The organism is Acinetobacter sp. CAU_H_S139_7 (assembly GCF_058599305.1).
Genome location: NZ_CM178651.1, coordinates 228,697 through 241,320, shown reverse-complemented (window position 1 = coordinate 241,320; position 12,624 = coordinate 228,697). Strand labels below are relative to the sequence as shown.

Sequence of the window (12,624 nt, the reverse complement as noted above, 5' to 3'; positions counted from 1 at the left end):
GCATGTAACAAAATGTCTTTTTTGTAGAGTTTTTCTACGGCAACGTGATGCGATTGCGTATCTTTGATTGCTGTCGCTTCAAAAAATATGCCAAGGTAAAAATGAATTCAACGAAATAATACATGCAATTTACGGAGTTCTTATGCATTCTAAGATTTTAGCTTCTCTTGGTTTAATCGGCACAGTGATAAGTGCTTCAGCCTTCGCGGAGCCACCGATCCAACCGGGTGATACCTTAGAAAGTCTCTCTCAAGCCAAAGTCACTACTACGGTTAATGGTCAACCAGGTTCTATTCAAGAACTCGTAAGCTCAGGGCAAATTAAATTGCTTGATCCAAATGCAGCACCTATCAGCCCAGTAGGCCAAGGTGCACCCAATGACCAAGCAGTGACGCCAACAGCACAACAGAGTGAAGCTCCTGTTCAACAGGCCGCACCTGATACCACAGCGCAACAACAAGTCGCTGCGACTCCAACAGAGCAACATCCGCTGGCACCAAATGCAGAACTCTCAGCACAACAAGCTGAAGCGGCGTTAAATGATGCTGTCGCACCCACGGCAAATGCAGACATGAATGCTGCCCCAGCTGCTGCACCTCAATTAGATTCATCAGCAGAGGCACCCGTCAATGCGGTTGAGCCTGATTCACTGCCATCACCTGATGCTCCTGCACAGGCACTTCCTGATGCTTCAGCAGAACAGCCTGTCCAAGCGATGCCTGAGGCACCTATAAATGACCCAATGAACTAAGACTTCACTGATTTATCCTCCAAAAAAACCAGCATATATGCTGGTTTTTTATTGAGGTTTTAAATCTCGATCTGACTACCGAGCTCAACCACACGGTTTGGTGGAATCTGATAGAAGTCACTCACAGGACTGGTATTCCTTTGCATTGAGATAAAGAGCTTTTCACGCCACGGCGCCATACCATCACCCACGGTACTGATAATCCGTTCACGCGATACAAAGAAGCTGATCTGCATTAAGTTATATTCCAATTCAATCGCTTGATACACCGCTTCAAGCGCTTGAGGAATGTTCATTTCATCTTTAAAGCCATAGTACAATTCAAGACGATAAAAATGCTGATTCATGGTTTCAACATGGAAACGATCAGACTCTTCCACATAAGGAACATCTTGAATTTTAACTGTGAGAATGATGTTCTTTTGATGCAGTACTTTATTGTGCTTCATATTGTGTAACATGGCATGTGGCACAACGGTCGGCGTTCCTGTTAAAAAGACCGCCTCGCCTTCAACCCAATTGGCTTGATCACCAATACTTTGTACAAATAAATCGAGTGGCAATGTATCTTGCTGAAGCTTGGCAAAGGTTAACTCGCGACCTTGTTTCCATGTCATTAATAACATGAATGCAATACCGCCAATCAGCAATGGAACCCAACCGCCCGATAATACTTTAAGTGAGGTCGCACTCACCAAGACCAAATCTAAAACAAGGAATGGAATAATCAGCAGCACCAATTTTGGCATGCTCCATTTCCATGTATAACGAATAAATACCGCAATCAATAAGGTATCGCACAACATGGTCATGGTGACTGCTAGACCATAGGCATGCGAAAGCTGTGAGCTGGTTTGGAAGATTAAAATTAAGACAATAATCGATGCCAACAATATCCAGTTCAGTAAAGGTACATAAATCTGCCCCTGTTCCGAATCTGAAGTATGCTTCACATTTAAACGTGGTAAATAACCCAATTGAATAGCCTGACGCGCTAAAGAGAAGACGCCTGAAATTACCGCCTGTGAAGCAATAACGGCGGCCATAGTGGCCAAGAAGATCATTGGGTACAAGCCCCACTCTGGCACCAACAGGTAAAATGGATTTTCAATCGCAGTCGGATCACGCAGCAGCAATGCACCTTGTCCTGCATAATTGAGCAGTAAACACGGCAAAACCACAATAAACCAAGCCAAACGAATCGGCACAGGACCAAAATGTCCCATATCTGCGTACAGGGCTTCGCCACCTGTGACGGTCAACACTACCGCACCCATAATGAAAAAGGCCATTAAAGGGTTGGTCACGATAAACTGAAATGCCCAATGTGGGCTCAGCATGCCCAAAACCAAAGGTGTTTGAATAATGCTCGAAATCCCAAGAATACCCAGAGAGAAGAACCACAATAAGGTCAGTGGACCAAAGAACTTACCGACAAAGGCCGTCCCATACTTTTGCATGACAAATACAGCAATGACGATGCTAATTGCAATCGGCACAATATAAGGGTCAAGTGCATCGGTTGCGATGGATAAGCCTTCTACGGCAGATAAGACTGAAATGGCTGGGGTGATGATCCCATCCCCAAAAAATAGTGACGCCCCAATAAAGCCAATCGAAATTAACAGTAATTTTTTCCGATGGCTAAAATTGGTATTGCGCAAATTGAGTGCAAGCAAAGCCATAATCCCACCTTCACCATTGTTATCTGCACGCATGACAATTGCAGAATATTTAATGGTAATAACCATGGTCATGGTCCAGAAGATAATGGACAAAATACCCAATACGTTTGCAGGGGTGATGCCCAAGCCATGTGCAGCGTGGAAGGATTCTTTCAATGCATAGAGTGGACTGGTTCCAATATCCCCAAACACGACCCCTAATGCTGCCAAGGTCATCGCAGGCAAGGCGGCTTTTTTTGCAGTACTTTGCATAAGCTTGTCTTCAATTATCGACACTATTTTTGCGAATCATATCATTGAGCTAAAACTTTTGCTCGAATTCAATTGTTTCACCTTGTCGATGGCTATGTTTTTCGATATTATCCTCCGCCATGGTGAAGTGTCCGAGTGGCTGAAGGAGCACGCCTGGAAAGTGTGTAAACGTTTATAGCGTTTCGAGGGTTCGAATCCCTCTTTCACCGCCAAATTAGCTTCCTATGGCATCTCATAGGATCTTAAAAGACTTAAATCTTAATGGTTTAAGTCTTTTTTATATCTAATACTATCTAACAACATCTATTGAAATCCTATACCTATTGGGGGTATAAATGGGGGTAAGTATTTATACCCCTATTTTTATACCCCCAAATACTCCATAGGACATGCTGTCATGCTTACAGATGTAAAAATAAGAAATATAAAACCATCAGAAAAAAAAGCCAGATACTCTGACGAAAAAGGCATGTATTTAGAAGTCACACCCTCAGGTGGCATGTATTGGCGAATGAAATTCCGTTTTAATAGCAAAGAGAACATTTTTAGTATTGGGACCTATCCTGAAATTACACTCGCTCAGGCTCGCCGTACTAGAGATGAAGCACGATTAAAACTTAAAGATGGGATTAATCCCAATGAAGATAAAAAACAGAAGAAACAACAAATCGATGAAAATATTCTTTTCAAAGCTCTTGCTATGGAATGGATGGAAGATCGTAAGGCCGTCATTAAAGAAGGAACATATTTACGTGACTTGTCTGTATTTGAAAAAGACCTGTTCCCTGCTTTAGGTAATATACCTATTGATCAGATTAAAGGAAAAGATGTCCTTGCTTGTGCTAAGCAAATTGAAGCACGTGGTGCTCAGGAGATGGCTAAACGCTCTATTCCTTTAGCTGGGCGTATTTTTCGTTATGCGATCCGTAAAGGACTCATTGAGAATGACCCTACACCCCACCTTCAAGAAGCTCTCAAGCCACGTAAAGTAAAACATATGGCTCGCCTAGATGTTTCTGAGTTTCCGCCTTTCTTAGAACGGATGGATCGTTATCACGGCAATATCTTGGTTAAGACAGCTTTACAGTTTATGACTCTAACATTTGTAAGAACTGCCGAGCTCATTAACATGGAATGGAATGAGATTGATTTTGATAATCATTTATGGAGGATTCCAGCTTATAAGATGAAAATGGCGTTACCACATATTGTTCCTTTATCTAGGCAGGCTATTGAATTACTCGAAGGGTTACAGCCCATTACTGGTAATAAGCAATTTGTTTTTTATAACCACAGTACAGCTAAGCCTTTGAGCAACAATGCTCTGTTAAGTGCGATTCGCACCATGGGATATACGGGAAGAATGACTGGTCATGGCTTCCGTGGACTTGCATCTACTACACTACATGAGCAAGGCTATATGCATGATGCAATTGAAATACAGCTAGCACATACTGTCGGAAATGCCGTCTCTCAAGCCTACAACCATGCACAACATTTAGAATATAGAACTAAGATGATGCAGGAATGGTCAGACTTTATTGATAGTTTGAGAAACAAAATAGTGCCTTTTCCAAAACGAACATATGGTTAAGGACTTCCTCTCAACTAAGTGAATAAACTTTACTAACTTTCATTTGAAAAAACTTTCTCTACAGAGCACCCCAAACGAAAAAAGTTAAGACAGTTTAAAAAAAACAATAATTCAGTGGAAAAGATTTATTGATAAAGAATTTTAATTTTCATCCCTTAAGCTTAAATATTCTTTGTTTATTTATTTTTAAATATTACAATCAATAACTTAAAATATAAAACCTGAGAACTCCATGAGAACAAATATTTTTAAAACTTCAGTAATTCTTTTTTCTCTAGTTTCTTTAACGGCCTGCTCTAAACCAAGTAATCAATCATCGAATCAAGTTGAGGCTTCCTCAGCTACTGTTGTTGAAGAGTCTGCGGCTTCTGAAACCATCCACCCCGTATCAGAACCTATGGAGAATCAAAAAGTAAAAAGTGAAGACGCTACTAAACAAGCATTAGCGTCATACAAAAAAGAAAAAGAAGCTTCTAAATATAAAGATTATGCAGCTGCTGTAATTTATTCAATTGATGAACTTAAAAGTTTAGATTACGAAATTAATTCTGCTGCGGAAACTGATGACCTATTTCAAGTAACCGAAATAGAAGATTTAAGGTTTCTAAATAGTAAAGATAAATCAGCTACTTATAATGTTAAAGTTGGTGTTATTAGAGGCGGGCACGTTACCTCTTCTTGTAATGTAAAAGCTACCTACGATGATTCAATTGGTCAAATTGAATGGACAGTACCTACAGCATGTTATGACTTCTAAGTATCTGCCAAATAAAAGGGAGAGGCTTATAGCCTCTCCCTTTATTTGTTACTTAGAACAAGCCACTTTTTTTACAGAATTTATTTGGTCCACTGAGTAGTAGCCATCATATTTAATTAATTGATCAGGTGTTGTAATAGAAACACACTCCCCTTTTTTCAAAGAAGTTAAAATTTTTGTGTGTGATAATTTGAGATTAACAGCATAAATGGCCAACTGCCCTTTATCCGTTTTGATTTGAATCGATTCTTCCCCATAGTTATTCGGATTATTCTGCACTACTTTAAAAGTGGTCGTAGCGGCAAAAGCAGAAACTGAAATAAAACTTAAAAATAACACTGCTATTTTTTTCATAAAAACCCTCAAATGTATTTTATTAAATGAATATAGAAACTTACATAAATTTTGATATAAAGAAAAGAGTTCATATCATTTTATATAGTTTCAAAAACTTAAAGCATTAAAGCTATCTCAAAGGCATCTGCCCACGATTCGCCAACATATCAAAAATCAAATGACCAAAAATATGTGCCTTAGATGGATCTGAAAGCAATTGCATCATTTGCTCTCTATGCGCTTCATGACTGCCTAGAATGGCATCATCAATAGCACGAGGGAAATCACCTAGCATTGCTTGCTCACGTGTATTATTGGCAATCTGTGACATCACCCCATTGTTCTCATAGACCTTATCTGCAATCGTATTTGCGTAATTAATCATGTCTTGATCAGTCAGCTTATCCGTCACAAAGACTTCATTTAAACGATGAATAATGCTAGATAAAAAATCCTCCTTTTTATCCTTAGCAGTCGCACTACCGACATCATTACTTGGCTCTAGCTGATGCTCGTTACTATTGGCTTGTAACTCAATATCAATCTGACGTAGCTTAGATAAGCGATAGTGACTCATCTCGACATTACTTAAATCAATTTCATCATCCAAGATGATATTTTCACGTAGCATTGGTCTCAGGTTACGTGCAAACAGACTCAGCTTCTCCAGCTCTTTATCATCATAATCCACAATCTGTGACATGAACTCATAAAAGCGAGTGAAAGTGCCTAAATCCTTTTTAAAGATTTCCAGTTCATCTTTGGCCTTTTTAGCTTCAGCAAAATCCTTTTCTGCATTACCAATCAAGACAGCATCACCCGTTTGTTTACAGCGTTCCAGCATGTCTTTGGTTTTACTGTATGCAGCAATCGCTGTGTTATAGCGCTGCTGCCAACGCTCAATGGCAGGCTTACAGATATTTGCCAGTACTGCATTGGATTTATTACGGCTAAAGAATGCCGTGGCAAATTGCTCAACTTCCGACCATAAAAAGATGCCGTTGCTTTTGAGCTTGTTAAACAGTTCAAAGACCTTATCTGGATCAGTGACATCAGCCAGTTCAGCGGTTTGATAATATGGCTGAAATGCTTCTAAAATTTCATCGGGTTCATTAAAGAAATCGAGCACAAAAGTGCCTGACTCAGCTTTCCCTGGATACGTGCGGTTTAAACGCGACAAGGTTTGTACGCACTCTACCCCACCGAGTTTTTTATCCACGTACATGGCACAGAGTTTCGGCTGATCGAAACCCGTTTGGAACTTGTTAGCTACCAGCATCACCTGATAGTCATCACTGTCAAATGCCTTACGCATTTCACGCCCTTTTAAATTCGGGTTCATGTTGTGTTCAGTAAATTTCTGCCCGACCAAGGTACTGCTGTTGGGATCTGAATCGTTAAACTCAACCTCACCCGAGAATGCCACCATCGCTTGAATCGACTGATAACCTTGTTCGGTGACATATTTATCAAAGGCCAGTTTATAGCGCACGGCTTCTTTACGTGAACTGGTGACCACCATAGCTTTGGCTTGACCGCCCAATAGGCCCATCACATTCTTTTTAAAATGTTCAATGATCACTTTTACTTTTTGTGAAATATTGTGGTCATGCAAACGTACCCATTGATTGACCTTCACCTTGGCTTTTTTAGCATCCACCTCATGGTCTTTGCTTGCCAGTTTTTGCGTCAGTTTATACACCACTTTATAGTTGGTGTAGTTCTTCAGGACATCTAAAATAAAGCCTTCTTCAATCGCTTGGCGCATGGAATAGACATGATAGGCTTCAGGTTTATTCTCTGCTGACGGTGGCAATAAAGGATTTGGGCAACGTCCAAATAATTCCAAGGTTTTGGCTTTAGGTGTTGCGGTAAAGGCATAATAGCTGACATTCGGATTGGCACGACGCGCTGCCAAGGTTGCATCTAAAATATCTTCTGAAGACAGCATGACATCTTCATCACTGCTCTCAGTCATCAAGACTTCTTTGAGTTGTCGCGCCGTTGAACCGCTTTGTGATGAATGTGCTTCGTCGGCAATGACTGCGTAACGTCTTTCTTTTAATGCGGTGCTGTTTTCAATGGCTTTGAGTACAAAGGGGAACGTCTGAATGGTAACAATAATAATCGGTTGAGATTTTTCCAGTGACGTTGCCAGTTTCTCTGACTTGGAGCCATCGCCTTCTTTATTGTTTATTCGTCCCACTACGCCATCGGCATGTTCAAACTGATAAATCGTATCTTGTAGCTGGGCATCTAGGATGGTGCGATCCGTCACCACAATCACGGAATCAAACTGTTTATTACCATGTTCATCGTACAAGGTGGAAAGCTGATGCGCTGTCCATGCAATCGAATTGGATTTACCTGAACCGGCACTGTGCTGGATCAGGTATTTATGCCCTGTGCCATTATCTTTGGCATCTTGAACCAGTTTAGTCACGACATTCCACTGATGGTAACGTGGAAAGATCAGGCTTTCTTTTTTGTATTTACGCCCTTCCGCATCTTCTTTATCTTCAATATTGAGGTGAACAAAACGTCCAAGAATATTCAGCAAATTGTCAGGCGTTAAAACTTCATTCCACAAATAATCGGTTGCATAGCGAGTTTGGTCTTCAGGTGCATCATTGCCTGCACCGCCGTCATGCGTACCTTTATTAAAGGGCAAGAAAAAGGTGCTGTCGCCTGCCAGATGTGTGGTCATATAGACTTCATACTGACTCACGGCAAAATGTACCAATGCACCACGTTTAAAGGTCAGTAAGGGTTCAGGCTTATTGGTATCAGGGTCTTTAGGCAAACGCGTTTTTTTATATTGGGTAATGGCATTTTGCACAGTCTGCTTAAATTCAGATTTAAGCTCCAGCGTAGAGACAGGTAAGCCATTGATAAACAGTACCAGATCAATGCGCCATTTTTTGGCTTGCACACCGGTACTTTCTAATTCTGCTTTAGTGGCATATGGGCTATACACCAACTCAGGCACGACACGGCAAATATTCTGCTCATAACGTGCCAAGGTGTCGGCATTGAGATTATGCTCAGGTTTAAACTGACACAATTTAAAACGGGCATTACGGATTTTTAATCCATGACGTAACACGCCCAGGGTGCCGTAACTACGTGAAGCTTGATCGGTGGCATTGATGTCGGCTTTTTTGAGTTGTATCACCAAGGCATCAATAAATTTTTGTTCTGAATCGATGGGATAGTTTTGGCAAAACTTGTTCCATTCTTCAGGCTGCGTCGTTTGTACAAAGTTTAGAACGTCTGCGCGATACAGTGCATTTTCACGGTCGTAGTGTTTGGCTGTACCCAATACCCAACCGTTGAATTGCATGTGCTGAATCATGTCATTTTGGAAATTATTTTCCCGGGTTGCATCTAGACTCATGCGCTAAACTCCGTTTTAGCTTCATTGTTGTTATTTGGATTTTGCCAGTTGCGGACGTCGATTTTGCCAGTGACGGCTGCGGAAATAAGTGCGGTCCGGCGTTCTTGCATTAGTTGGATTGCAAAGGCTGCCTTTTCTATTAATCCATTAAAACTTAGCAACTTATTATAAATAAATTTTGTTATCTCTTTTTGTTCTTCAATCGGTGGTGTTAGAAAACCAATGTTATTTAATCCTCCTAAAGATAATGCAGGTTGAGCACTACCATTAACACCATCGTCCATTGCCCCTTCATTTTTCAGATGTCGTAATAAATTAAGTGCATAATTTATATCGCAGTTTGTCGTATCAACTGTAAGTTTTAAAGAGTTTCCAGATACAACTGCTCTTTTCTCCAGTTTAGGTAAAATAGCACTACTTCCATATCGCGCACCGATTTTTGCAATAATTATGTCATTTTCTCTACACTCACTTCGCTCAATAGTTGCAAAATGGCTAAAAGAAATAGTTTTAAGCATTTGAGGATCTAAGTAGCCTGTTGTCGCAAAGTTACTCTCAATAACATAAACATCCCCATTTTCAATAAAATGTTCAGATTTCAAGTTGCTCCCGAAAGGTCCATCTACAAAAGCATTACTTTCCTTAGATTTAATATATTTAAGCCTACTGACCATCCAATGCTCAGGCACTTGCCCTAACCATTCCACACCTGAATCTTTCATTGCCACATCAGGATTCAATCCTTTGGTCACAACATGGCTAATTACCGCTTGACGTTTTTCTTTAAGCAGTTCAATCAACTGTTGTTGTTTTTCAATGAGGCTGTCAATTTTTGAGGTTTCATAGTCGAGAAATTTAAAAATTTGATTTTGCTCAGACTTAGGAGGTAATACCAATTCGATACGTTGAAACTCCTCTGGATCTAAATCCCATTGATTTACACGAATCCCTTTTGATTGTCTTAAATACTGTGCGATATAACGAGGATTTCTCAATAAATAATGCACATACTTCGGAAGAGCCCTCTTGAATAGGCTTCTTAATGGCTGATAAACAAAATAAGCTGGACTAACGATACCTTCATATTCAGATATAGCAATTGAGCCTTGCCATGCTTTCATCTTATTCATTACCAAGTCATTTGGATTAACTAATTGATACTGACCTAAATCATCCGAAGGCTTATTGTTATTATCATCACGGCTTGATTTTGGAATTACACCGTAGTCTCTATAAACAGATAAAAGCTCCTGATCAGGAAACCCTGTTCTTTTAAGTCGTATAAATAATCTACCAACAGGAACAATCTCCCAATGGCTAGGGATGTTACCTAACCAATCAACACCTGAATCTTTATATTTATCATATTTATCATATTTAGCCATTAAGAATGCACCTCTTGCAGAAGTGCCATAATTTCACGGCTCACCGCATCCAAATCCGCATCAATCTCTGCTAAATCACGTGGCGGTTCATACACATAAAAATGACGGTTAAACGGAATCTCATAACCCACTATGCCAATCTCGCCATCTTTATCATCACGCTTATCAGCATTGATCCATGCATCCGGCACATGCGGCTGAACTTCACGTTTAAAGTAAGTCTCAATTAAATCGGTGGTGTCTACATTTGGATTCAATGCAATATTTTCCGCATCACGCAAATCTCCATCCTGTACAAACTCAATCACTTTGCCGTTGTAAGTAAATTGACCATAGAGTGGGTTTTCAGCACCTTTTACGACTTTACTAATAACAGGTTCTGCTTCAGGGTTTTTCCAAGTAATGGCATCGAGGAATTGTTTTTTCTCTTTGCTGTCGAGCTTGATGTCTGTGGCTTTAAAGGCCTGCTTTAAGCTTTCATCAAACTGGTTAAAGTCGTCACTTTGCGCCGTGCCAATGTGCGCTTGTAAGGCTTGAGCCTTGTGCATCAGTTCTTTTTGGAATAACCAGATTTTACTATCCAGTACATCTTTAATGTCTTTTTCTTTCAGCTCGGGATATTCAGCTTTAATCAAGGCACGCACTTCAAGCGCAACCTCGGATAAATCACCATAGCTTTGGTCTGTGGATGCATCTGTCCATGTCGTACCAAACTGCTCATAAATGCTTTGCATCACCGCATTAAATGGCTTCGGTGCAAAACGTAAAGAAGCAATCGCCTCATCCGTAATCTGTGCCGATAAACGCAATGGACGTTCAATGGTCACGCGGCGATAACCGAATTCATAGCTGTTAAAAATTTTACTGGCAAAGGTTTTGGCAGTTTCTGTTTTTGGACTGGCAGACTGGCGACCACGATTAGACTTAACATCAGCGGGTTTATCCAGTGTACGTGCATCCATCACTTCAAAGTCACCAAAACTGCGGATAATGGTCTTGATATCATCTTCGCTCATCTCGTTACGCTTAGAGCCGAGAGACTTACGCATTTTGCTGTACAGATTACTGCCATCAATGAGCTGTACTTTACCTTTACGCTCGGTATCTTTCTTGTTACTGAGTACCCAGATATAGGTGGCAATTCCGGTGTTATAGAACATGTCATTCGGTAAAGCGATAATCGCTTCCAGCAAATCAGCTTCTAAAATATAACGACGGATTTCACTTTCACCACTGCCTGCACTACCAGTAAACAATGGTGAACCATTTAGGATAATCCCGATCCGGCTACCTTGATCATTGGCTTGATCACGATTACGCATTTTGCTAATCAGGTGCATCAAGAATAGTAAAGAACCATCCGACACACGCGGCAAGCCTGCACCAAAACGCCCATCAAAGCCTTTGACTTGATGTTCATCCTTAATCTCTTGTTCAATCTTTTTCCAGTCCACACCGAAAGGCGGATTGGACAGCATGTAATCGAATTTATCCTGTGAGAGCTGGTCATTAGATAAAGTATTGCCAAGTTTAATTCGACTCACATCCTGACCTTTAATCAACATGTCTGCTTTACAGATGGCATAAGACTCAGGGTTTAACTCCTGACCAAAAGCACGCATCACCGCATTCGGGTTGAGCTCCAGTACATATTCCATCCCTGATGATAGAAAACCACCCGTACCTGCCGTTGGATCGTATATGGTGCGAATGATGCCTTCTTTACTTAAGGCTTCATCATCTTCCATAAATACCAGTGATGTGGTTAAGCGAACAATGTCACGCGGGGTAAAGTGTTCTCCTGCTGTTTCGTTCGAACCTTCGGCAAAACGACGGATCAGTTCCTCAAACACTAAACCCATTTCATGGTTAGAAACAGCTTCAGGACTGAGATCAGTTGTGGCAAACATCTTGACGACTTTATAGAGTAAGTTTGCATCATCGAGTAAACCGACAAATTCATCGAATTTAAAATGCTCAAAAATCTCACGTGCATCTTTAGAAAAACTTTGCACATAGGTTTTGAGATTGGCTTTAATATCGGTTTGACCCATCTTGCCTAAATCCATAGGCGATGTATTAAAGAATGCCAATTCATTGGTGGCACGTAATAAGAACTTTTCTTGTGCTTCTTCAGGCAGGTTCAACAGCTGAATTCTTTCATGCTCTGCCACAACAGCTGCTTTACTTTCAGCAAGCACGCACTCTAGGCGACGTAACAAGGTGAACGGTAAAATGACACGTCCATATTGCGATTGTTTAAAGTCACCACGCAGTAAATCTGCAACCGACCAAATGAAGGCTGCAACTTGAGAAAAATTATTATTCGACATACCAGCAATTTCCAAAGCGTGAAAGCTATAGCATTTTTAAATTAGTTTGATTGTGCCTGAAATAAGCATAGATTTTCTATAGATAAAAAAAATAACGTCAGTACATGTCGTGCTGACGTTATTGATCGTTTATT

Annotated in this window: 8 protein-coding genes and 1 tRNA gene; 4 read left to right on the top strand and 5 right to left on the bottom strand. The window is 40.5% G+C overall.

Annotation, left to right across the window (positions count from 1 at the left end; genetic code table 11):
• Positions 1–142 precede the first annotated feature (142 nt).
• On the top strand, positions 143–751 hold the full coding sequence (locus AC4MC0_RS01070) for a hypothetical protein (RefSeq protein ID WP_279043873.1): 609 nt from the start codon (positions 143–145) through the stop codon (positions 749–751).
• Positions 752–810: 59 nt separating this feature from the next.
• Here the strand turns inward: AC4MC0_RS01070 and AC4MC0_RS01065 are convergent, their stop codons facing one another.
• Positions 811–2,688 (bottom strand): potassium transporter Kup, encoded by a 1,878-nt coding sequence (locus AC4MC0_RS01065; RefSeq protein WP_279043872.1) that lies wholly within the window; start codon positions 2,686–2,688, stop codon positions 811–813.
• Positions 2,689–2,809: 121 nt separating this feature from the next.
• Here AC4MC0_RS01065 and AC4MC0_RS01060 point away from each other — a divergent pair.
• The 3 genes from AC4MC0_RS01060 to AC4MC0_RS01050 all read left to right on the top strand — a co-directional run bounded on the left by AC4MC0_RS01060 (position 2,810) and on the right by AC4MC0_RS01050 (position 5,039).
• A tRNA-Ser gene (locus AC4MC0_RS01060) sits at positions 2,810–2,900 on the top strand.
• Positions 2,901–3,085: 185 nt separating this feature from the next.
• On the top strand, positions 3,086–4,282 hold the full coding sequence (locus AC4MC0_RS01055) for a tyrosine-type recombinase/integrase (RefSeq protein ID WP_491887231.1): 1,197 nt from the start codon (positions 3,086–3,088) through the stop codon (positions 4,280–4,282).
• A gap of 232 nt (positions 4,283–4,514) precedes the next feature.
• On the top strand, positions 4,515–5,039 hold the full coding sequence (locus tag AC4MC0_RS01050) for a hypothetical protein (protein ID WP_321104508.1): 525 nt from the start codon (positions 4,515–4,517) through the stop codon (positions 5,037–5,039).
• Positions 5,040–5,087: 48 nt separating this feature from the next.
• Here AC4MC0_RS01050 and AC4MC0_RS01045 read toward each other — a convergent pair whose 3' ends face one another.
• The 4 genes from AC4MC0_RS01045 to AC4MC0_RS01030 form a co-directional block, all read right to left on the bottom strand.
• Entirely contained in the window at positions 5,088–5,393 is a 306-nt protein-coding gene (locus AC4MC0_RS01045) for a hypothetical protein (RefSeq protein WP_176538391.1), read from the bottom strand.
• Positions 5,394–5,505: 112 nt separating this feature from the next.
• Positions 5,506–8,772 (bottom strand): type I restriction endonuclease subunit R, encoded by a 3,267-nt coding sequence (locus AC4MC0_RS01040; protein WP_491887230.1) that lies wholly within the window; start codon positions 8,770–8,772, stop codon positions 5,506–5,508.
• Positions 8,769–10,157 (bottom strand): restriction endonuclease subunit S, encoded by a 1,389-nt coding sequence (locus tag AC4MC0_RS01035; protein ID WP_491887229.1) that lies wholly within the window; start codon positions 10,155–10,157, stop codon positions 8,769–8,771. The genes AC4MC0_RS01040 and AC4MC0_RS01035 overlap by 4 nt, the downstream gene beginning before the upstream one ends.
• The gene (locus tag AC4MC0_RS01030) at positions 10,157–12,490 is read right to left on the bottom strand and encodes a type I restriction-modification system subunit M (RefSeq protein WP_491887228.1); all 2,334 of its coding nucleotides are present in this window, start codon (positions 12,488–12,490) and stop codon (positions 10,157–10,159) included. Before AC4MC0_RS01030 ends, AC4MC0_RS01035 begins: the two co-directional genes overlap by 1 nt.
• Positions 12,491–12,624: the final 134 nt, after the last annotated feature.